The 21,823-nt window shown below is 63.4% G+C and carries 18 protein-coding genes and 1 pseudogene; 6 read left to right on the forward strand and 13 right to left on the reverse strand.

Translation table 11 applies throughout. The features are described 5' to 3' along the window. Nucleotides 1-76: 76 nt before the first annotated feature. A complete protein-coding gene (locus tag BMY91_RS18985) occupies nucleotides 77-892 on the reverse strand; it encodes a hypothetical protein (protein WP_090824758.1) in 816 nt (271 codons plus the stop codon). Next, on the reverse strand, nucleotides 889-1,983 hold the full coding sequence (locus BMY91_RS18990; protein WP_256212832.1) for a Gfo/Idh/MocA family protein: 1,095 nt from the start codon (nucleotides 1,981-1,983) through the stop codon (nucleotides 889-891). Before BMY91_RS18990 ends, BMY91_RS18985 begins: the two co-directional genes overlap by 4 nt. A gap of 144 nt (nucleotides 1,984-2,127) precedes the next feature. Between BMY91_RS18990 and BMY91_RS18995 the strand changes: the two genes are divergently transcribed. Both BMY91_RS18995 and BMY91_RS19000 read left to right on the forward strand, forming a co-directional pair. Next, a complete protein-coding gene (locus BMY91_RS18995; RefSeq protein WP_090824760.1) occupies nucleotides 2,128-3,345 on the forward strand; it encodes an ROK family transcriptional regulator in 1,218 nt (405 codons plus the stop codon). 50 nt (nucleotides 3,346-3,395) lie between these two features. Further along, nucleotides 3,396-4,589 carry an MFS transporter gene (locus BMY91_RS19000; RefSeq protein ID WP_090824762.1) on the forward strand — a complete coding sequence of 398 codons (1,194 nt, stop codon included), beginning with the start codon at nucleotides 3,396-3,398 and terminating at the stop codon, nucleotides 4,587-4,589. A 205-nt stretch (nucleotides 4,590-4,794) separates the two neighbouring features. On the opposite strand, the gene aceB is transcribed toward BMY91_RS19000, so the two are convergent. Both aceB and aceA read right to left on the reverse strand, forming a co-directional pair. Beyond that, complete coding sequence (gene aceB, locus BMY91_RS19005; protein WP_090824764.1) at nucleotides 4,795-6,447, reverse strand: malate synthase A; 1,653 nt, start codon at nucleotides 6,445-6,447, stop codon at nucleotides 4,795-4,797. 275 nt (nucleotides 6,448-6,722) lie between these two features. Next, on the reverse strand, nucleotides 6,723-8,054 hold the full coding sequence (gene aceA / locus BMY91_RS19010) for an isocitrate lyase (RefSeq protein WP_089593676.1): 1,332 nt from the start codon (nucleotides 8,052-8,054) through the stop codon (nucleotides 6,723-6,725). A gap of 144 nt (nucleotides 8,055-8,198) precedes the next feature. Between aceA and BMY91_RS19015 the strand changes: the two genes are divergently transcribed. Together BMY91_RS19015 and BMY91_RS19020 are read left to right on the forward strand one after the other, a co-directional pair. Further along, nucleotides 8,199-9,713 (forward strand): XRE family transcriptional regulator, encoded by a 1,515-nt coding sequence (locus BMY91_RS19015; protein ID WP_090824765.1) that lies wholly within the window; start codon nucleotides 8,199-8,201, stop codon nucleotides 9,711-9,713. Nucleotides 9,714-9,887: 174 nt separating this feature from the next. Beyond that, on the forward strand, nucleotides 9,888-11,192 hold the full coding sequence (locus BMY91_RS19020) for a serpin family protein (protein WP_090824767.1): 1,305 nt from the start codon (nucleotides 9,888-9,890) through the stop codon (nucleotides 11,190-11,192). An 87-nt stretch (nucleotides 11,193-11,279) separates the two neighbouring features. Here the strand turns inward: BMY91_RS19020 and BMY91_RS19025 are convergent, their stop codons facing one another. Then, nucleotides 11,280-11,894 carry a TetR/AcrR family transcriptional regulator gene (locus BMY91_RS19025; protein WP_090824769.1) on the reverse strand — a complete coding sequence of 205 codons (615 nt, stop codon included), beginning with the start codon at nucleotides 11,892-11,894 and terminating at the stop codon, nucleotides 11,280-11,282. Between the two features lie 303 nt (nucleotides 11,895-12,197). Between BMY91_RS19025 and BMY91_RS19030 the strand changes: the two genes are divergently transcribed. Then, nucleotides 12,198-13,130 (forward strand): cytochrome b/b6 domain-containing protein, encoded by a 933-nt coding sequence (locus BMY91_RS19030; RefSeq protein WP_090824771.1) that lies wholly within the window; start codon nucleotides 12,198-12,200, stop codon nucleotides 13,128-13,130. A gap of 102 nt (nucleotides 13,131-13,232) precedes the next feature. On the opposite strand, the gene BMY91_RS19035 is transcribed toward BMY91_RS19030, so the two are convergent. From BMY91_RS19035 to BMY91_RS19055, 5 genes are all read right to left on the reverse strand, one after another. Then, complete coding sequence (locus BMY91_RS19035) at nucleotides 13,233-14,069, reverse strand: hydroxymethylpyrimidine/phosphomethylpyrimidine kinase (RefSeq protein WP_090824773.1); 837 nt, start codon at nucleotides 14,067-14,069, stop codon at nucleotides 13,233-13,235. A gap of 43 nt (nucleotides 14,070-14,112) precedes the next feature. Further along, nucleotides 14,113-15,099, reverse strand: a complete 987-nt coding sequence (locus BMY91_RS19040) for a TAXI family TRAP transporter solute-binding subunit (RefSeq protein ID WP_090824774.1) — start codon at nucleotides 15,097-15,099, stop codon at nucleotides 14,113-14,115. Continuing rightward, a complete protein-coding gene (locus BMY91_RS19045) occupies nucleotides 15,092-16,504 on the reverse strand; it encodes a sensor histidine kinase (RefSeq protein ID WP_090824776.1) in 1,413 nt (470 codons plus the stop codon). The genes BMY91_RS19040 and BMY91_RS19045 overlap by 8 nt, the downstream gene beginning before the upstream one ends. Then, nucleotides 16,501-17,163 (reverse strand): response regulator transcription factor, encoded by a 663-nt coding sequence (locus tag BMY91_RS19050; protein ID WP_090824778.1) that lies wholly within the window; start codon nucleotides 17,161-17,163, stop codon nucleotides 16,501-16,503. Before BMY91_RS19050 ends, BMY91_RS19045 begins: the two co-directional genes overlap by 4 nt. Before the next feature lie 131 nt (nucleotides 17,164-17,294). Continuing rightward, nucleotides 17,295-18,698, reverse strand: a complete 1,404-nt coding sequence (locus tag BMY91_RS19055; RefSeq protein WP_090824888.1) for an MFS transporter — start codon at nucleotides 18,696-18,698, stop codon at nucleotides 17,295-17,297. Nucleotides 18,699-19,030: 332 nt separating this feature from the next. Between BMY91_RS19055 and BMY91_RS19060 the strand changes: the two are divergent. Next, nucleotides 19,031-19,462 (forward strand): annotated as a pseudogene (locus tag BMY91_RS19060) (isoprenylcysteine carboxylmethyltransferase family protein); the annotation flags it as partial. A 23-nt stretch (nucleotides 19,463-19,485) separates the two neighbouring features. On the opposite strand, the gene BMY91_RS23535 reads toward BMY91_RS19060, so the two are convergent. Genes BMY91_RS23535 through BMY91_RS19070 form a run of 3 tightly spaced genes read right to left on the reverse strand, consistent with a single transcriptional unit; the run spans nucleotide 19,486 to nucleotide 21,704 of the window. Continuing rightward, nucleotides 19,486-19,992: a hypothetical protein gene (locus tag BMY91_RS23535; protein ID WP_256212838.1), complete on the reverse strand. Its 507-nt coding sequence runs from the start codon at nucleotides 19,990-19,992 to the stop codon at nucleotides 19,486-19,488. A gap of 45 nt (nucleotides 19,993-20,037) precedes the next feature. After that, a complete protein-coding gene (locus BMY91_RS19065; RefSeq protein WP_371261063.1) occupies nucleotides 20,038-21,042 on the reverse strand; it encodes a TIGR01777 family oxidoreductase in 1,005 nt (334 codons plus the stop codon). Continuing rightward, nucleotides 21,042-21,704 (reverse strand): TetR/AcrR family transcriptional regulator, encoded by a 663-nt coding sequence (locus BMY91_RS19070; protein ID WP_090824783.1) that lies wholly within the window; start codon nucleotides 21,702-21,704, stop codon nucleotides 21,042-21,044. Before BMY91_RS19070 ends, BMY91_RS19065 begins: the two co-directional genes overlap by 1 nt. Between the last annotated feature and the right edge of the window lie 119 nt (nucleotides 21,705-21,823).

A 21,823-nucleotide genomic window follows, 5' to 3' on the forward strand; every position in this document is an offset into this window, starting at 1 on the left:
TTGCCGGTCCAGCTCAACTTTGAGGAGGGCAATGCGTACTGAATGACTGGTAGTGCTGTTTGTTGTAAAGCTCGGGTCAGGTAAGGGCGGTGATGGATTCCGTGAGCGCCGCGAAGCGGTGCAGATCGGAGGGAATGGTGCCGGCGTCGAGGTGTTCCTTGAGCCGGCGCCACGTGGCGCGGTGTGCAGATTCGTAGATCGTGGGAAGAAGCAGTTCGCCTTGTGGACCGGTGACCGTGACCGTTGCCGGCCAGGCAGCCACTGGTTCCGGCAGTGTGACGCTGACGCCGCCGTCGTCGGTCAACAGGCGGAAGTCCAGCGCAGCAGGGCGTGCGTTCGACACCACGCCCTGCAAGGCGACCGGGGCGCCGTTGGCGAGTACCGCCGTCGTGGTGTAGCCGTGAGGTCCGCGGCTGAGGCGCCGGAGGTTCGCCAGCGGTCCCGCAATGCGTACGACGGCGGCAAGATGGTCCGCGAGCAGCCCACCGGAGTCGGTTCCCACCGGAGCGGTGGCCACGGTGTCGAGGACCGCGGCGCGGCCCGCCTGGGAACGGACTGCGTCCTCGGCCCCATTGATGGCCGGGTTGGAGGCCCAGCGCTGGTCCAGGACCACCACAGTGTTGTGTCGTGCGGCGGCTTCAGCCAGAGAGTCAACGTTTTCAGGCGAAGGGTTCACCACCACCAGGCCGCGGGCTCCCGCGGCGATGGCTTCCACAGCCTGCGCGGTCCACCCGGGCCGACCGGCGATGACCTGGACATCGGCGTGGTTTCCGTCGGCGGCCGGGCCGAAGGACTCGGGAAGTGATGCCACTGCCAGTGCCACGGCGCCGGCTTCCTGCGCCTCGGGCGTTGCCCGGACTGTGTACTGCGTGAATTCCGCGCCGGCGTTCATGCGTGGGCTCCTTCGGCAACTGCGTGCCGGCTCTCGACGTTGGCCACCGTTGCGTCGGCGATGTCCAGCGCAAAGGTCAGATCATCAATCAGGGTTTGCGCGGACGGTGGCTGCTTGGTGCCGGCGGCCAGGGCAGCGAGTTCACGCCATTCACCCTCGTAGCCGTTGTGATCGAAGGGCCCGTGCACTGTTGTCTGCGACCCACGGGTGAAGGCTGCCACGGCGGAGCCCGCCTGGACGTAGGACGGGGTGAAGTCGATACGGAGGGCAGCGTCGTCGGAGAAAGCCTCAAAGCTCCATTCCGGCTTCCAGGTGTTGTTCATGGCGGCGCGGAGCTCGATGGTCCGCGTGGGGGTGCGGAGTGAGATCACATAGCCGAAGGGGCGGACATGGCGTGCCTCGAGCACTTCGATGTCCTTGAAGTCAGGAGTGAACCTGCGGATCAAAGGGAGGTCGTGGATGGCCAAGCCCATGACGCCGCCGCGGAGTGCGCCCTTGATGACCTCCGGGTCCGTGTAGTCAGGCGTGCCGCCTGCCGGACGGGTGATGACCTCTGTGGCGAAGTCTTCAAAACGTGCGTTGGGCGGCAGGACAATCGAGGAGCGCATGGTGTGGGCTGTCTCAGGAAGGTCATCCCAGTTCTCTTGGGCGGCAAGCCAGCCCGGATCAAAGGTGTGCATGGCGCCCACGATGATCGGGACACCCGTTTCCTGACTGACCGCAGAGATCTGTGCGGCCTCTTCCGCGTTCATGGCGAAGGGCTTCTCGCAGAGGACCGCTTTCTTTCCGGCGCGGCAGGCGGCGATGACCTGTTCGGCGTGGAACTGGTGCGGGCTGCAGATGGCAACGATTTCCACAGCGGGGTCGCCAAGGAGTGCGTCGATGCTGGTGCTGTGTGCTGCGCCCACGCGGGCTGCCACCGATTCAGCGACGGCCGGGTCCACGTCCATGATGTGGCGGACTGTGAGGATCTCGCCGAGTCGGGCGAGGGATGGCAAGTGGATGGCCTGGGTGACCGGGCCGGCGCCGAGGATGCCAACACCAATGGGTGTGGGAAGTGCCTGCTGCGGTGCCTTTGGCTGGCTGGACAAGTTCAGTTACCTCTTCGTAAGCGGACTGATGTGCTGCTCATCACAACCTAGGGGGACTTTTGACGAGCGTCAAGCAAAAGTTGAAATATTGCCGACAAACTTCTGTTGCATGACACGCATAAGCAATCGTGCTTCACTAAAGGCATGACAACAGCCACCGCAAACGACGCCGGAAATGCCTCCGTCCTGGAGGCCGGCAATCTCTCGCGCGCTGGCGATCTCTTCCAACTCCTCCGCGACGGCCAAGCACGTACCCGCGCAGAACTGGCAGTCACCACGGGGCTGGCCCGGTCCACAGTCGCCTCCCGCATTGACGCGTTGATCAGTTCCGGACTGGTGGGACCCGCCGGCGAGGCGAGCTCCAGCGGCGGCAGGCCGCCGTCGCGCTTCGCCTTCAACCCCGCCGCGCGCGTCGTCCTGGCCGTCGACGTCGGCGCCACCCACGTGATTGTTGCCGTCACCGACCTCGGCGGCAGCATCCTCGCCGAACGCCGACTCGCGCAAGAAGTCGCCGACGGACCTGAGATTGTCCTGGGCCGCGTGGTCGCCGCCGGCCGTGAACTTCTCGCCGAAGCGGGCCGCGAACTTGGCGACCTCGCCGGCATGGGCATCGGACTGCCCGGGCCTGTTGAGCACGACACCGGGCGGCCGGTGAAGCCGCCCATCATGCCCGGCTGGGACGGATTCGACGTCGTCACGTACGTCCAGCGCTCGCTGCCCGTTCCTGTTTTGGTGGACAACGACGTCAACATCATGGCCCTCGGCGAACGAACCGCGTACTGGCCGGACCATGACAACTTCCTGTTCATCAAGGTGGCCACCGGCATCGGCGCGGGCATCATCAGCAGCGGTGAACTGCAGCGGGGCGCCAACGGCACTGCCGGCGACCTCGGCCACGTCCGGGTTCCCCGCGGCGACGACGTCCTTTGCCGTTGTGGCAACCATGGCTGCCTCGAAGCGCTGGCCTCAGGTCCCGCCGTCGCGCGTCAACTGCAATCCCAAGGGCTGGACGCTTCCACCGGCGCTGACGTCCTGCGGCTGGTGGGCGAGGGCAATCTGCAGGCCATTCAGGCGTTGCGGCAGGCCGGGCGTGATGTTGGCGATGTGCTGGCAACCGTGGTCAACCTGCTCAATCCGTCCATGATCATCATCGGCGGCAGCGTGGGAGAAGCCGGCGAACACCTGGTGGCCGGCATTCGCGAAGTGGTGTACCGGCGCTCCCTGCCGCTGGCCACTACGCACCTTCGCATCGGCATTTCCATGGCCGGCGACCGCGCCGCCATCCTCGGTGCCAGCCAGATGGTCACCCAGCATGTCCTGTCTCCGGCAGTGATTGAGGCCATGCTCCAAGCAACGGGCTAAGCCTTGTTTGGTGCCGGATCACGGGCAGCGGCGTGATAGCAATGAAAGTGATGTCTACTTTCCTTGCCAAAATTCCCCGCGGCTGGCTGATCCTCGCATGCATCGGCCTCATCGCCCTCAACATGCGCGGACCCTTTGTGGCCGTGGCCCCCGTGGTGGATTCCCTGCGGCAGGATCTGGGGTTCTCGCCGGTGGAACTGGGGCTGCTGACCGGCATTCCCGTACTCTGCTTCTCCCTCGCGTCCCCCTTGGCTTCGCTGGCCGGACGACGCCTCGGAGCTGAATTCGCCGTGATGCTCACGCTGATCGGTGTGCTGGCCGGCGTGGTGATCCGCTCCAGTGGCGGCAGTGCCTTGGTCATGGCCGGCACGGTCATCATCGGTGTGGCCATCACCATTGGCAACATCGCGGTGCCGCTCATCATCCGGCGCGACTTTGCGCCCAGGCGTCAGGCAACGGCCATGGGTGTGTACACGGCCGCCCTCAACATCGGCTCGTTCCTCACTTCCGTGGCCACTGCACCCCTGGCTGAGCTGGTGGGGTGGAGGCTGGCCCTGGCCGCGAGCGCCCTGTTGTCGTTGGCGGCCATCCTGTTCTGGGTGCCCACCGTGGGGGCGCGCCGGGCCTTTGTTCCGGCAGCTGTTCCTGTTCCTCCGGCGTCCTCGTCCGGCCCCGTTGCGGGTGTGGGCTGGTTGACGGTGGGCCTGACACTCGGCTTCGCGGGGCAGGCCTTCTCCTACTACGGCGTCACGGCGTGGTTGCCCAGCTTCCTGTCGGACGAACTCGCCATGGGCACCGCCCAAGCCGGCGCAGGTTCATCGCTGTTCCAGATTTTCGCGATTGTGGGCGGCTTGGGTGTCCCGCTCCTGGCCCGCTTCGCCAGTACGACGACGGTGGCGGTCACCTTGAGCGCGTTGTGGCTGACGGTTCCCGTGGGCTTGTTGCTGGCGCCTTCGTGGTGGTGGATGTGGTCCTCGCTGGGCGGCGTTGCCCAGGGCGGTGGCATCACCGTGATCTTCATTGCCATCATCAAGTTCGCTCATTCACAGGCCGCCGCCGGCAAGATGTCAGCTGTGGTTCAGGGCGTGGGTTACTGCTTTGCTGCCTTGGCGCCCACGATTATTGGCTACGTGCACAGTGTTTCCAATGGGTGGACGGTGCCGTTGTTCGTGATCCTCGGCTCGGTGCTCGCGTTCTGCGTGTGCACCACCTTGTCCGTGCGTTGGGTGGCTCGGCAGCGCTAGCTCGGGCGTGCCCGATTCGATGGTTCCCTGCGCATTCGACGGTAGGAAGCGTCTTGTGTGCAGCGAGTCGTCGAAGTGGGGTGAGCTCCGGACATGGAGAAGCCCCGTTGCTGGGCTGCCTCCCCGACGGTCGGGGTCACTTGTTGCGAAGAGTGCAGGCAGCCCAGCGTCGGGGCTTGATGTGTCGTTTACCCAGGTCTTGGACCTAGGCGGCGACGAGCTCCTCTTCCGTGGCCTCTTCACGGGCCTCGGTGAGGAATCGGGCGTACGCCGGAATGGTCAGGAAGGTGGGGAATTCTTCTGCCAGGGTGACTTCCTCGAAGATGGCGCGGGCGTCAGCGAACCGGTCTCCGTCGAAGCGTTCCAGGCGGGCGAATTCCTCGTCCAGCAGGTCCTCCACCCATTCACGGGTGATGATGTCGCCGTTCTCGATGATGGCGTGGGAGTGGATCCACTGCCACAGCTGGGAGCGGGAGATCTCGGCTGTGGCGGCGTCTTCCATGAGGTTGTGGATTGCTACCGCACCGTTGCCCCGCAGCCAGGACTCGATGTAGCGGATGCCTACCTCGATGTTCAGGCGAACGCCACCCTCTGTGATGGTGCCCTCTGTGCTGGCAATGTCGATCAAGGCGCGGTCGTCGGGAGTGACGTCCTCACGGGAGCGGTCCAGCTGGTTGGGCCGGTCTCCGAGAACTGAGTCAAAAACTTCCCGGCATACCGGCACCAGGTCCGGGTGGGCCACCCACGAGCCGTCAAAGCCGTCGTTGGCTTCGCGGGTCTTGTCCGCCCGGACCTTCTCAAACGACGCCTGGTTGGCGGCCTCGTCCTTGCGGTTGGGAACAGCGGCAGCCATGCCCCCAATTGCCATGGCACCGCGGCGGTGGCAGGCCCGGACCAGTTGCTCGGTGTAGGCGCGCATGAACGGCTGGGTCATGGTCACTTGGCCGCGGTCCGGGAGCACGAAACGCGGACCACGGGTGCGGAAGTTCTTGATCAGGGAGAAGATGTAATCCCAGCGGCCGGCGTTCAAACCGCTCGCATGGTCGCGGAGTTCGTACAGGATCTCTTCCATCTCGAAAGCGGCGGTGATGGTTTCGATCAGTACCGTTGCGCGGATGGTTCCCTGCGGGATGCCCAGCAGGTCCTGGGCCAGGACGAAGATGTCGTTCCACAGCCGTGCTTCGAGGTGGTTCTCGATCTTCGGCAGGTAGAAGTACGGCCCCTTGCCCTGGGCCAGCAGGCGGCGGGCGTTGTGGAAGAAGAACAGGCCGAAGTCCACAATGCCGCCGGCGATCGGCTTGCCGTCAATGAGCATGTGCTTCTCCGGCAGGTGCCAGCCACGGGGACGGACCACAATGGTGGGCAGGTTCTCGGCGGACTTGAGCTTGTATTCCTTGCCCTCGGGGGTGGTGAAATCGATCCGACGTTCCAAGGCATCCGTCAGGTTCAACTGCCCCTGGATGACGTTGCGCCACGTCGGGGTGGACGAGTCCTCCATGTCAGCCAGCCACACCTTCGCACCCGAATTCAGGGCGTTGATGGTCATTTTCTTGTCCACCGGACCCGTGATCTCCACACGGCGGTCCTCCAAGCCCGGTGCCGGGGGAGCGACGCGCCAGGACGGATCATTGCGGATACCCTCAGTTTCCGGGCGGAACCGCGGATCCTGGCCCGCGGCGATCTGCCCACGACGTGTGTGCCGTGCCTGCATCAGCTCCTGACGACGATCCGCCGTAGCCCTGTGCAACTTGCCAATGAACTCAAGGGCGTCCGGCGTGAGGACCTCGTTCTGCCGGCAAATGGGCTGCGCGGTGATAGTGATGCCATTGATAGTGAAGTTGTCAGTGAAGCTGTTCATTTCAATCTCTCCTATGGGAAGCAAATGTTCGACGGCGTTCGCCACTTGGGGCGGTTGGGTCGCCTTGAGGTGCCGGGTCGGGCAATCCTCCGCGTGCTATTCCCCATCCCGGCCGCATGGCCTCGCGGGGCTCGGCCGGCGGCCGGGACAGGGCCCCTTTTACGCACGCTTCCGGATCACCCGACCAGACGGTTACGGACGCTCGGCCGCTGGGGCGAGTGCCGCCGTCGTGCCTTCCGGTGAGCGAAGCGAACAGCTCACCGTGGGCGTGTTGGTTAGTGGAATTGGCCCTCTTCGGTCGATCCGACCAGTGCGAGGGTGGATGCGTTCGGGTTGAGCGCGGTTGCGATGTCGTCGAAGTAGCCGGTGCCGACTTCGCGCTGGTGCTTGGTGGCGGTGTAGCCGCGGGACTCGGAGGCGAATTCCTTTTCCTGGAGCTCGACGTACGCGCTCATGCCTTCACGGGCGTAACCGTGGGCGAGGTCGAACATGGAGTAGTTCAGGGCGTGGAAGCCGGCCAGGGTGATGAACTGGAACGTGAAGCCCATGGCACCGAGTTCGCGCTGGAACTTCGCGATGGTGGTGTCGTCCAGGTGCTTGCGCCAGTTGAAGGACGGGGAGCAGTTGTAGGAGAGCATCTGGTCCGGGAACTCGGCCTTGACCGACTCGGCGAACTTGCGGGCCAGTTCCAGGTCCGGGGTGCCGGTCTCCATCCAGATGAGGTCGGAGTATGGTGCGTAGGCCTTGGCGCGGGCGATGCAGGGCTCGATTCCGTTGCGGACCTTGTAGAAGCCCTCGGCGGTACGGACCGGCTGTCCGCCTTCGCGGAGGATGAATTCCTGGTCGCGCTCGTCAACGTCGGAGGTAATCAGGGTTGCTGCTTCGGCGTCGGTGCGGGCGATGACCACCGTCGGGGTGTCGGCGACGTCGGCTGCCAAGCGGGCTGCGTTCAGGGTCCGGATGTGCTGCTGGGTGGGGATGAGGACCTTGCCGCCCAAGTGGCCACACTTCTTTTCGGAAGCGAGCTGGTCTTCCCAGTGAACGCCCGAGGCACCTGCGGTGATCATGGATTTCATGAGCTCGTAAGCGTTCAACGGGCCACCGAAACCGGCTTCGGCGTCGGCCACGATCGGGACCAGCCAGTCTTCAACGGTCTTGACGCCCTCGGCATACTCGATCTGGTCTGCACGGAGCAGGGCGTTGTTGATGCGGCGGACAACCTGGGGTACCGAGTTGGCCGGGTACAGGGACTGGTCCGGGTAGGTCTGGCCCGAAAGGTTGGCATCAGCTGCCACCTGCCAGCCGGAAAGGTAGATGGCGCGGAGCCCGGCCTTGACCTGCTGCACGGCCTGGTTGCCGGTCAGGGCACCGAGTGCGTTGGTGTAGCCGCCGGTGGGAGCTTCCTCGGTGAGTTGCTTCCAGAGCTTCTCCGAACCGCGGCGGGCCAGGGTGTGCTCTTCGGAGACGCGACCGCGGAGGCGGACGACGTCGGTGGCCGAGTAATCACGGGTGACGCCTTCCCAGCGCGGGTTGGCGGACCATTCAAGTTCCAGCGCTGCGGCCTGCTGCTCTGCACTCTGCTCTGCTGGTTCAAATGATGCGGTCATCTTGATCTCCTATGTGGTGCCCGGGCCGGCCTCCGCTGCGCCTTTGCTGCATCGGCCGGCTTGTCCGGGATCTTTATTTCTTTTTCGTAAGACCTACTTTTCTGCACTTCCAAGAGGGTTACTAGAGGAAAAGTATGGAAAGAAATGCACTTCTTCGCGTATTCTCAAGAAATGTCGCCTGTGAGCTGGAATCGCGAAGTAGCATCGCCGTCGTTGTCCCCTGCGTCCCCTGAACTGGACGTCATCAGCCTTGGTCGGCGCGTGCGCCATCTGCGCAAGCAGGCGGGGCTGACCCTGGACGACTTGAGTGCCGCCGTCGGGACCGCTCCAAGCCAGTTGAGCCTGATCGAAAACGGCAAGCGCGAACCCAAGCTGGGGCTGCTGCAGCAGCTGGCTGCGTCCCTCAACGTGAGCATCGATCAGCTCCTGGGCGCGGAGCCGCCGAGTCGTCGCGCGGCCTTGGAAATCGAGTTGGAACGGTACCAGCGCGGGCCGCTGTATGAGTCGTTGAACCTGCCGAAAATCCGCATCAGCTCGCGGCTTCCGCTGGATGTGCTGGAGTCGCAGGTTGGGCTGCTTCAGGAGCTCGAACGCAAACTTAACGAGCAAGTGGCGACGCCGGAAGAAGCCCGCCGCGCGAACGGTGAGTTGCGTGCCATGATGCGCGAGCGCGGTAACTACTTCCCTGAGTATGAGGCGGAGGCGCAGAAGGTCCTCAAGGGGGTTGGCTACACCGCCGGTCCGCTCAGTCAGCACGTCATTGCGGACATCGCGGAGAACCTCGGCTTCTCGCTGCATCACGTGGGGGATTTACCGCACTCGACGCGCTCCGTGACGGACTTGAAGAACCGCAGAATTTATCTGACGCAGAACCAGCGGCAAGATCACGATCCCCGGTCTGTTTTGCTCCAGGCGCTGGGTCATTACGTCCTGGGCCACGAAACTCCGCGGAACTACGGAGATTTCCTGGCGCAGCGCGTTGCCACCAACTACTTTGCCGCGGCGCTGTTGCTGCCGGAGCAGGCCACGGTGGACTTCCTGCAGAAGGCCAAAGCGGCCAAGGAGATCGCTGTGGAGGACATTCGCGATGCCTTCGCTGTGTCCTACGAGACCGCTGCGCACCGTTTCACCAACCTGGCCACCAAGCACCTGGGCATCACCACGCACTTCCAGAAGACCCACCAGTCCGGCATCATCTACAAGGCCTACGAGAACGATGGCGTCACCTTCCCGCAGGATCACACCGGGGCTATTGAGGGGCAGCCGTCGTGCAAGGCGTGGACCTCGCGCGCCGTATTCGATGTGCCGGACAAGTTCAGCGCCTACAGCCAGTACACGGATACGCCGTCGGGCACGTACTGGTGCACGGCCCGTACTGAGCGATCGGCAAACGGGGAGTTCTCGCTGAGCATCGGCGTGCCGTACCAGCATGTGAAATGGTTCCGTGGCCGGGAGACCACGGCCCGTGCCACGTCCAACTGCCCGGACCCCAACTGCTGCAAGCGGCCCCCGGCCTCGCTGGCGAACGAGTGGGCCGGTAACGCCTGGCCCTCCGCCCGCGCGCACTCGCACCTGCTGGCCGCCATGCCTCCAGGCGCCTTCCCCGGCGTGGACGAGACCGAGGTGTACTCCTTCCTGGCGGCCCACTCCGAGCGCTGACGCTCTCTCACCTTTCGCGTGTTTGGGCGTGACGCTCTCTCACCTTTGGGGTGTTTGGGCGGGACGCTCTCTCACCTTTGGGCAACAATTGGCGAACCCTCGCTCACCCAGCGTGAGTTCCGCCCCCGAAAGGGGGCACCATGTGAGGAGCACACAAACGCGAGGGGACCCGTCATGAATCCAGTCCGGAAAGCTGCCGTGGCCATCGCGGCAGCCGCCATGGTGAGTGGCTCGGCAACGGTCAGTGCCTGCTCCGGCCAGCCGTCCGCCGTCGTACTCCAAACGGCCGACGGTGTAACGCGGCTTTCCGTCGAAACGGTGGATTACACCGCGCAGCTTGAGGCGTTCAACGCTTCGGCGCGAAAGCTAGGCTCCGCGCTTCTTGTTGATAGCGGCGATTCAGGCAACGGCAACGTGGTGTCGTCGCCCGCCAGCTTATTGATTGCGTTGAGCATGCTTCGGTCCGGGGCTTCGGGGGCCACTGCTGCGGAGATGGATTCCGTGTTGGGGTTGCCCGGCGAGGGGCGCGAGGAAGCGATGAACGCTCTGCTCGCCTCCCTGGAAAAATTCGACGGCGACCCCGGTTCAGTGGACGAGGACAATCCGCCGCGCAAACCGGTGATGCACGCTGCCAGCGGGCTGTTCGTGGATAAAGGCGTGCCCACGGGCGAGGAGTACCTGGCCACGCTCGCCAAGCATTTCGGCACGGGGGTGTACCCAGTGAACTTCGCTGACGAGGCTGCCACCAAACCGGCCATCGACCAATGGGTGAGCAAGAACACCGGTGGGCGGATCAAGAAAGCGCCCGCACACTACGATCCCGACAACACCTTCAGCCTGCTCAACGCCCTCTACTTCGCCGCCGCCTGGGAGACCCCGTTCGACGCCAGCGACACAGCCGACCGCCCCTTCACCAAGGCCGGCGACGAGGTAATCTCCGTGCCAACCATGCACTCTTCGCTCGCCATGGCCTACGCGGAGGCCCCCGGATGGAAGGCTGTGGACCTGCCGTACGCCGAGGGTTTCGTGATGCGATTGGTACTGCCCGACGGCGGTGCGTCGGGTTCGTCAGGTTCGGCTCCGGTTTCGGCGGAGGTGCTTGGTGAGGTGGCGGCCAAGTTGAGCAGCGCCCCGCTGGACATGGTCCACCTTCAGTTACCCAAGTGGGACCATAAGACAAGCTTCGAGCTGAGGGCGGTCTTCGAGACACTCGGACTCAACCAGATGCTGTCCACGGATAAGGACTTCAACGCCATCCAGCCGGACATGAAACTGACACAGGCTGCGCAGGCCGCCAACATTACGGTGGCGGAGAAGGGCACCATCGCGTCGGCCGTCACCCAACTAAACGCCGTGGGCTCAGCGGCAGGGCCTGAACCCCAACGTGAGCTGATCCTCGACCACCCGTTCCAGTACGAGATCGTGCACGTGGAGACGGGAATGCCCTTGTTCACGGGTTGGGTAGCAGACCCGCGGTAAGTGAGAGAGGGTTTGGCGGGAGCATGCGGTAGGTGAGAGAGGGTTTGGCGGGAGCGTGCGGTAGGTGAGAGAGGGTTTGGACCCGCGCTAGCGGACCAGGCGGCCCACCAGCACGGCCGCAGCATCAACAACCTCGTCGGCCTCGTGCTTGGAGGCGCTGAGGGCCACTTCCTGTCCGGCCACCGTGATGATGTCCGTGATCACGGCTACGGTGAGCCGGCCCAGGGTGTCGTCACTGGCGCCGAGGAGCACGGAGTTCTGCCGGACCCACTCGCGTCCGCGTTCGCGCCGCAGAACTTCGAAGCCCGGGGGAGTGTCGCCCTCAATGAAAACGCGCTCCAGGCCCCGGTGTTTCCAGGTGTAGTCGAAGTAGCTGCGGCTGCCTATGTTGAACAGGGCGAGGGGATCGTCCTCGCCGGCTTTCCTCGCTTTGGCCACAGCGGCTGCCACAAGGCGCTCGTGCTCATTTTGGTAGTCGTCCCACAGGGCGAGGAAGAGCTCGGTCTTGCCCCCGAAGTGGTGGTAGAGACTGCCCACGCTGGACCCGGAGCGGGCCACGATGTCGGAGATGCTTGCGTCGGTGAATCCATGATCCACGAACACTTCGGTGGCCGCATCCAGCAGATTGCGTTGGGTGGCGGCGGTGCGGGTCCACTGCCAGGAGCCCGCGTTGCTGGCTACTTCGGATGTCTTACGGACCATGCTGTGGGCTCCTCTCGAAGGCAGGGCGTAGACCGGAGTGTCGAACAGCCATTTTTTGGAATCCTACCCTCCAAATAATCCACATAGCCAGCATGAAGCCTTGACTGCCCCATGAACCAAAGGAAATAATTCTGGAAGTCTGTTCTAGAAATACATATTGCGGCATGTATCCGAATGCTGCGATTTTTGACGCAGGACGCCCCGAAACCCGGGTGCCGTTTTCACCGTCGGGCTGCAACTGGTTGAATCGCTATATAGCGCCAACTGGTCGCAGCCAAACAAGCCAGAGAGGAACGCGGCCTGATGTCCGTTTCAAGCAAGTCGTCCGGGATCACGTCGAACAGGTGGTTCAAACCCGTCGTCGTCACCGCAGGAGCTTTGGTGGTGGCACTGATCCTGGTGCTCGTTGCGCAATGGCTCCGGACCCTTCAGCCCGTGCAGCAGTTCCTCACCGACTACCCAGGGCACTCCGCAATTCCTGAAGGCTCGCCCACCGGCTTCCCCGCCTGGCTGGGCTGGCAGCACTTCCTCAACATGTTCTTCATAGTCCTGATCATCCGGTCAGGCTGGCAGGTGCGGACAACTACACGCCCCGCCGCCAACTGGACCCGGAACAATAAGGGCCTCATCAAGACCAAGAACCCGCCCACCAAGATCAGCCTGGATCTCTGGTTCCACCTGACGCTGGATGCGCTCTGGGTCCTCAACGGCATCATCTTCATTGTGCTCCTCTTCGCCACCGGCCAATGGCTGCGGATCGTCCCCACCAACTGGGACGTTTTCCCCAACGCCATCTCGGCAGGACTGCAATACGCCTCGCTGAACTGGCCCGTTGAAAACGGCTGGAACAACTACAACAGCCTTCAGCTTCTGACGTACTTCATCACGGTCTTCATCGCAGCCCCGCTGGCCATCATCACGGGCATCCGGATGTCCGGGGCGTGGCCCAAGAAGGCCGCGATCAACAAGTTCTACCCCATCGAGCTGGCCCGCAAGATCCACTTCCCGGTAATGATCTACTTCGTCGCCTTCGTGATCGTCCACGTGACCCTGGTGTTGGCGACTGGTGCGCTGAGAAACCTCAATCACATGTACGCCTCCAATGACGACAACACCAGCTGGTGGGGCTTCGGGATCTTCGCGGCATCCATCGTCTTCACGGCGGCAGCTTGGTTCCTGGCCCGGCCGCTGTTCCTGCGACCCATCGCCTCCCTCATGGGCAAGGTCTCGCGCTAGCCTTCACGCAAAGAAACCTTCACCCAAAGAAACCTTCACGCAAAGAAAACAGCCGCCTCGGAAGTGTTCCGGGGCGGCTGCTTGTGTCTGTAACGAGAGAGGCTAGGACAGAGCCCCGCCTTGCCACAGGGCGTCAAAGGGAGCGCCGGAGGACACCCGGTTCTTGATCCCGGCCGTGACGAAAGCCTTCGCGGTGCGCGCGGCTTCCAGCGGAGTGGCACCCTTGGCCAGCTCAGCAGTCACAGCGGCAGCAAGCGAGCAGCCAGCGCCGGACACAGCGACTTCGCCGACCTTCGGCGCGCGCAGGACTTCCAGCGTTTCGCCGTCGTAGTAAACGTCGACGGCGTCTGGGCCTTCCAGCCTTACTCCGCCTTTGGCGAGGACTGCTGCGCCGCTGATCTCGTGGATGCGGATGGCGGCAGCCTTGAGCGACTCTTCGTCGGTAATGGTGAGTCCGGACAGCGATTCGGCTTCGAAATGGTTCGGAGTGACAAACGTTGCCAGCGGAAGGATCTGCGCCTTCAAAGCTTGGTCGGTGTCCAGAGCATGGCCCGGCTCCTGGCCCTTGCAGATCAGGACAGGGTCCAGCACCACATTGGCGAACGAAGCATCAGTCAGCGCTTTCTCCACGGTGCTGATGGTTGCCGGGCTTCCGAGCATGCCGATCTTCACCGTGTCCAACACCGACGGTGCGCCGGAAGCGGCACCGTATGCCGCCGTCGTCGCTTCCAATTGGTCCGCGATGACCTGCTGGTCTACCGGCACAAAACGGTGGTTCCAGTTGTCCTTCGGGTTGAAGGAAACAATGCACGTGAGGTTCGCGATGCCGAACACGCCGAGTTCCTGGAAGGTTTTGAGGTCGGCCTGCGCGCCGGCGCCACCGGTCGCTTCGGAGCCGGCAATGGTCAGGGCAATGGCAGGGGCAACGGCAGAAGTCATGACTCCATTTTGGCAGTTGCTCCGGTTTGACTCCTAAACGAGGCTAGCCGTGCAACGTCCGGTAGGCGGCCTCGGCGGCCGGATGCAGCGGGATACCCGCGGTGTTGATGAGAGTTTCCGGGCTGAGGAACTGGACGCCGGTGCTCGACGATGGAACCAGATCCTGAGCCTGCTCCACCAACAACTCCACTGTCCGCCGAACAACATGATCGGCCACGTCCCTGCGGCACAGGAGCAGGTTTGCAACGCCCACTGTCCACACGGCGGGAGCGTTACCGTAGCTGTTGGCGGGGATCAGCACGCGGTCGTAGAAGAATCCCGACTGCTCACGCGTTGCCGGGATGAGCTCGGAAATATCCAGGAGCCGAAGGCCAATGTCCTTGGCTGCGGCCGCGATGGGAGCGGTGGGCACCCCTCCCGATTGGATCATCACATCAATCGAACCGTCCTGCAGTGAGGCCAGCGCCTGGTTCAAGCCGAGGTTCACTTGCTTCACAGTGCGGGGCGGTTCAGAAAGTCCCGCAGCTGCGATGATCCGTCCAGCGGTCAGAGTGGTCCCCGAGCCCACCTCACCCACTCCCGCGGTCTTCCCGGCGAGGTCTGCGAGGGTCCGTATCCCGCTGTCCTCCCGCACGATGCAGTGGACATAGTTCTGGTACACCTTGCCGATCGCCACAAGGTCTCCGGGCTCCGCTGGCTTCCCGGCGGGCGCTGCGGCCTTCGCTGCGGCATCGGCCAGCGCGACGGCGAAGGTCGCCTCGCCGGACACAACCCGCTGGATGTTCTCAAGGCTCCCGCCAGTGGTCAGCGCGGCGGCCTTTGCGGCCACACCTTCCCGCTGCAGCAAGTCCGCGAGAAGCGTGGCGAACTCCAGGTAAAAGCCACCGGATTCGCCACCGGCAACAGTGAGTTCTTTTGGCTGATCTTCCGGCGTGCAGGCTGTGGTCGACGCGAGCAGGGCGCCGCCGATGCCCAGTGCGAAGCCTGTCCTGATGGCGTTTCGCCGGGAGATCGTGGGTGCCTTAGACATGAGAACCATCCCCAGGCCCGGCAAACTCGAGGCGCGCTACCAACCCGTGTGGCTCACTCGTTTGTAGGATCAGTCGCCCACCGTTCGCCTGTGCCAGCCGCTCCACGATTGTCATGCCCAAGCCGTTCCCGGGGATCTTGTTGTGCTGCGGCGCCCGCCAGAACCTGGTGGTGGACTCAGCGAGCTGTTCGGCTGGGAGGCCTGGACCGTCGTCGGAAATTACGACGGCGGTGCCTCCACTCGTCTGTTGGGTCGCCACGGTGATGCGGGAGCCGGGTGCGTACTTGATGGCGTTGGTGAGGAGTTCGCCCACCATGTGCGCGAGTTCGTCGGGGTCGCACACGATGTGGCCTTCGGATGCGGGGCCCTCCAAGGTCAGCTCTGATCCGGCACGGTGAGCGGCCGGCGTCGCCCTTTCCACTTCGCCCTGCAGGACTGGATAGGGATCGATGACGGCCAGACGCTTGTGCTCGGTGTGCTCCACACGGGATGACCCTTCGAAGGCGCGGTGTTCCGCCGCAGCCAGCTTCAGCACGCCGTCGAGCATTTCCTCCACCCGCTCCAGTTCCGCAACGACGCCCGCGGCCGCCTCCTTCTCCGGGTCTGAGCGCAACGCCAGCTGGAGCAAATCGATGCGCAAGCGCAGCGCGCCAACAGGGTTTCGGAGCTGGTGTGAGGTGTCGGCGATGAGCCGGCGCTGGGACTCCATGCTCTCCGTCACGGTGCCGGCCATGGCCGTGAAGGAGCGGCTGAGCTCGCGCAGTTCCGGCGGGCCCGCTTCGGGGAGCTGGGTGGTTTTGCCCGTGGTTTCCAACTCGTGGACAGCTTTGCTCAGTCTGTGGACCGGGCGCAGGACCCAGCCGGTGATGCGGGATGCCGCCAGCAGGAGCAGTGCACCCAGCGCCAAAGCGGCAAGCACGACGACGAACCACCGCTCCCGTAGCTTCTGCCGGGCAGCGTCGAGGTCCACTTCAAGGACCACCTCGCCAAGTACCTGGCTGGCGGTGCCGAAGGACCGGGAGATGATGTCCGTGCCAGATCCGAAAGCGCGGATGGGGTTGAGGGTGGTGTCGCTGAGGTTGAGGCTTGCCCGGTTCAGCGCGTCGCGTGCCTCGGGCCGGTCTACAGTGAGGCCGCCGGAGCCCAGTGTCTTTTCCTGGAGTCGGATCAGGATCCCCTCCCCGTACAGCTCGGAATAGCGGTCCATTTCCCGCTGAAGTTGGGTGGTGTCGTTATCCTCCGCGGCATCGCTGGCCAGTTGGGCAAAGCGGTTCAGGGCTGCGACGCGGTTGATTTGCAGTTCCTGGGTGAGTTCCCTGCTGGCCGATGTCAGGATCACGCTGGACACCGTCACCACGATGATCACCACCAGCAGGCTCAGGATGCCGAGGACGCGGACCTTCACGGTTGCTCGACGCGATAGCCCACGCCGCGGACGTTGATGATGAAGCCAGGAAGTTGGAGCTTGGATCTGAGGCCCGTCAGGTGCACATCCAAGGACCGTGAATGCGCCACGAACGCGTCGCCCCACAGCGCGTCCAGGATCTGTTCCCGGGTGACCACCGAGCCGGCGTTCCTGACCAGAAGGCTGAGGAGGTCGAACTCCGTGGCGGTCAGGGCGAGCTGCCGTTCCCCGACGGCGGCCACACGGCGATCGAGGTCTACTTCCAGCTCTCCGAGGACGATGTTGTGCGGGGCTTGTTGGCCTGAGCGGTTGGTTCGCCGGGTCACGGCTTCGATCCTGGCCAGTAATTCCACGAGCTTCACGGGTTTGACCAGATAGTCATCGGCCCCCGAACGAAGGCCCAGGACCACGCTTCTCTCGTCGTCGCGGGCCGTCAGGATCAGGATGGGAACGGTTGTGACTTGGCGCAGCTTCCGCAGTACCTCCAAGCCGTCCATGTCCGGAAGTCCAAGATCCAGCAGGATCACCTCGTGCTGCCGGTGGGCCAGGAGTGCGTCCTCGCCGCGGGCCACCCTGGTGTGTTTGTGCCCGGCGGAGGCGACGGCTGCACTCAAGGCCGACGCCATGGCGTCGTCATCCTCGACGATGAGCACGTGCACGGGCTGGGTCCTTCGGTTCGCTGGGCTGGTTCGCTGGGCTGGCTTGCTACTAGAGCTTAACGTTGTGAGGCCCGCTCTGCGCCCTTCGGAGTATCCAAAGTGCGCAGAACGGGCCTCACAAGGCAGGCAGGTCAGGCGTTGACGCGATCCTTCGTGCCGTCGTCGTCCGTTTCCTTCACAGCGGCCTTGGCCACGAAGGCGTGGCCCTGCTCCGCATCCAAGTGGGTCGACTTCTTGTTCTTCAACGCGAAGATGTACACCAGCAGCGAGATGAAAATGGCTGCCGTGACGTAGGTGAAGAACAGGTCCACCTGGTCCGACTTCTGCAGCGCAGCGCCGATCAGGGGGACGGTGCCGCCGAAGAGTGAGTTGGCAATCGCGTAGCCGAGCCCAACACCCAAAGCGCGAATGGAGGCCGGGAACAGTTCAGCCTTCACCAGAGCGTTGATCGATGTGTAACCACCCACCATGAGCAGTCCGCCGAGCATCAGCAGGAACGCGACGAACGGGTCCTTGGTGCCGGACAGGGTGGAGAGCAGCGGCCACGTGAAGAGGACGCCGGTCACGCCGAACCAAATCAGCAGCGGCTTGCGGCCTACCTTGTCTGAGATCAGCCCGTACACAGGCTGCAGCAGCATGAAGATGAAGAGCGCCCAGAAGTTGATCACGGAGGTGTCTGTCTTGGCGATGCCGGACGTATCGTTCATGAACTTCAGGATGAAGTTGGTGTACGTGTAGAACGCCACGGTGCCGCCAAGGGTGATGCCGATGCAGATCAGCAGCGGCTTCCAGTGCTTGGTGAGCAGGAGCTTCATAGTGCCAGGCTGTGCCTCGCCCTCAACCTTGACGTGGGCTGCGCGGAGCTGATCGGAGGACAACGTTTCTTCCATGGAGCGGCGGAGCCAGAGCACAACCAGCGCGGCAACGCCACCAATAGCGAACGGAATGCGCCAGCCCCACGCGGTCAGGTCTTCCTTGCTCATGGTGTTCTGCAGGATCACCAGGACCAGAAGTGCAAGCATCTGGCCGCCCACAAGCGTCACGTACTGGAAGCTGGAGAAGAAGCCGCGGCGCTTGGCCGTCGCTGCTTCGGACATGTAGGTGGCACTGGTGCCGTACTCGCCACCGACGGAGAAGCCCTGCACAACGCGGATGAACACCAGCAGGATCAGGGCCCAGAGGCCGATCACGTCTTGCGTCGGCAGGATCGCGATGGCGAACGAACCGGCCGACATCAGCGTCACGCTGAGCGTCAGCGCCGCCTTGCGACCCTTCCGGTCGGCGTAGCGGCCGAAGAACCAGCTGCCGATAGGACGCATAAGGAACGACGTCGAGAAGACGGCCATCGCTTCAAGGCCTGCCTGCAGATCGTCCGAGGAGTTGAAGAAGTGCGACTGGAAATACGCCGCGAAAACCGTATAGACGTAGAGGTCGAACCACTCCACGAGGTTGCCCGCGGAGCCCTTGAGGATGTTGCTCACGGCCTTGCGTGTCTGGGCGGCTTCGCTCAGAGGTGCAGCTTGTTGGGTGCTCATCAATGAACCTTCCTGGACGGCGCCTGATATGGCTGCCGTGTCTTGCATGAGTTCGTTCTGTCCATGAAGCTCGTGCTCATGGCGTCCTTGCGCATGGCTCTTCGTCGACTAAGAAAGGTCCTCCAAGGTGAAGAGGACATGTTCCAAACTATGGGTGATGCACGGCACAGCCCTAGCTCGCGGGGGATTTCCTAACACTTCCTTAGGTTTCGGCTTGAGCCTGGCGCGGACCCGAACCAGTGAACGCCAGGGCTCGACGGCGGCGGCTCAGCACCGTTTTGGCTGAAGTTTTTGCTGTGGCTTTCGGGAACGGCCGGGGTTATCTTCGTGGCATGGGCGCAGTTCATCGAACAGTTCACATAGTGCTGCAGGAAGCAGCGAGGATCCCGCTGCCTCCAGGGCAGGTTGTTGGCCTGGTACTTGACGTAGTTCTCGATCACCTGCGCCCCATTCGGGGTGCCGAGCCCAGTGCTCGACTCAAAGCAGCCGGTGTTGGCTTGGCATTGATTGGCACGGGGCTCACCGGGTGGGCAGTCGCGGAGCGCCGGCGTAAAACGACCGGAAGCTTTTCGCTGGGCCACCCCGAGGGCCTGGTCACCAGCGGCCCCTATGCTCTGAGCCGCCACCCGATGTACCTGGGGTGGTGGCTCATCCATGCGGGAGTTGCAGTCAACCAAGGTTCTGCTTGGGCTGTGGTGACTTTGCCTGCTGGAATTCTGGTGGAACACTTGGGCGCGCTGTGGGAAGAGGCTGCGCTCCGCGAGAGGTTTGGCCAGCCCTACGCCGACTACGAGAAAGTGGTTCCCCGGTACGTCGGATCGCCGGCGTGGTTGATTCGCACCAGCTTCCAGACAGCGAGGCGGCCAATGCCGGCGGCGAGGGCTATGGATAAAGGGAAGATCCATGCGGAGGAGGTCCAAAATCCTCCGAAGGGGACGCAGATGATCGCCCCGGCCGCGAAGAATGCTGCTACATGAACCCACTGGTTGCGGATGCTGCGCAGCGCCACCCCCAAAGGCCATCCGACAGCTGTCCCCACGACGCCGATCGGGATGAGCCCTATGACCATCGCCGTCGCCGTCATCGTCATGGTGTAGCTGGCTTGGCTTGGGTTGAGGTTCCAGGACGGAATGGCCCAGGAGAGGAAGAACACCGCGTCAGCCACGACGATTCCTACAACTAAGCCTTTCCAACCCAGCACCACCCTGTCCTTCGACCCGTAGGGCCAGGCTCCGGTTGGGCGTTTTGTTGCCAGCGTGTACTCCTCTTCGTCGGTCCATGGTTCCTGGCTCACGATTACCTCCGAGGGATGTGAGAGAGCGTTTGGGTGAAGGGCCTTTTAGGTGAGAGAGCGTTTGGGTGAAGGGCCTTTTAGGTGAGAGAGCGTTTGGGTGAAGGGCCTTTTAGGTGAGAGAGCGTTTGGGTGAAGGGGTGGTTTGGTGAGAGAGCGTGTGGGGTTCGCGATCTGGTTGAGGGCGCCGGTAAGGCAGGGGTAATCAAACACGAACCCGGCGTCGAGCAGCTTCCGGGGCTCTACCCATCGGCTCTTGAGGACCAGCTCAGTCTGCGTACGGATGAGGACGGCGCCGGCTTCCAGGAGCCAAGCCGGCGTAGGAATACCAAACGGGACACCCATGCTTTGCCGGACCAGCGACATCAACTCACGGTTGTCTACGGGGTAGGGCGATGCTGCGTTCACCGGACCGGCCAGCTCACCGTGGCGGTGGATAAACGCCACCGTCCGGAACAAGTCCTCCACATGAATCCAGCTGAACTTTTGCGTCCCGGGTCCCATATGCCCGCCCAAGCCAAGCCGGGCGAGGTTCCGGAATGGACCCATCACGCCACCGCCAGGCCCCAGCACAATCGCGATGCGGAGCGGCACCTTGCGGGTGGCAGGGACATCAGCCGCAGCCAGTTCCTCTTCCCAAGCACGGGCAACGTCAACGGAAAAGCCGCTGCCCAGATCACCAGAGTCCTCCGACTGCGGGCGATCTTCCGCGTGCCGATAGATGGTGCCGGTACTTGAGTTGATCCACGTCATGGGAGGTTCGGAGCACGCAGCAACAGCCCGGCCCAACGTCCGCGTGGTCAGAACCCGGGAGTCCAGAATTTCCCGCCGATGGCGGTCGTCATAGCGGCAATTTACTGACCGTCCCGCGAGGTTCACCAGCAGTTCGGCACCGTCCAGCACTTTGGTGATGGCGCCGTCGTCGTTCCATTGCGCGTCAGCCGAAGCACCACGCCCAACTGTCCGGACCTGCCATCCGTCGGCAAGAAACCGCTGCTTGAAGTAGCTGCCAATGAAGCCGCTGGCACCTGCGAGAACCACGGTCCGGTGCATCACGAGTCCTCCTTGACGTTGCGGACGAGGCCCAGGACGTCGTCGAACACCTTGCTCACGCCGGGGATTTTCGCCAGCGACAAGCCGCGCGCCACCAACGGAGCCGCACCGTCGATCAGCATGCGCGTGCGGCGTTGGCCCTCGGATTGGTCGTAAACCCAGAACAGTGCGACGCCCATGTACGCCAGCCACAGCAACTCCGGCAGGTCGCCGCGCAGCTTCTTCGCTACGGCGGGGGAGGAACCTTCGACGGCGGACCGGAAGATCGCGAGCGAAGCCTCTCGGGCGGCGGTGGACGCCGCGCCAAACGGGTTGACGGGCGACGACGGCCGGATCGCCGTCGCAATGAAATCGGAACCGAACTGGTGGTACGGCGCCATGACGTCGACTCCGGTATGCAGCACTGCTTTCAGGCGGCCCGCGAGATCCTGGACCCCATCGAGGGCCTGCGCCGCGACCACTGCGTGTTCATCCTGCACCTGGATATACAGCTCCTGCACAAGATCACCCTTGGACGCGAAGTAGTAGTAGGCGTTGCCCACTGAGACTCCCGCCTCCTGTGCAATGGCGCGCATGGTGGTTTTTTCGAAGCCGATTTCACGGAACATCTTCAGTGCGACGTCGGCCACCAGTTGGCGGGTCATTTCGCTCTTTGCGGCCATGTCGTGTTCCTCCCGAAATTTTTTGAACGTGTTCAAGAATGAGTATGCCTCATTTCTGAACGTGTTCAAAATGTGAGTGAAGGGGAGGTGAGAGAGCGTTGGTGGGAAGGGGGCGGTAG

Source organism: Arthrobacter sp. yr096 (assembly GCF_900108925.1).
GTDB lineage: Bacteria > Actinomycetota > Actinomycetes > Actinomycetales > Micrococcaceae > Arthrobacter.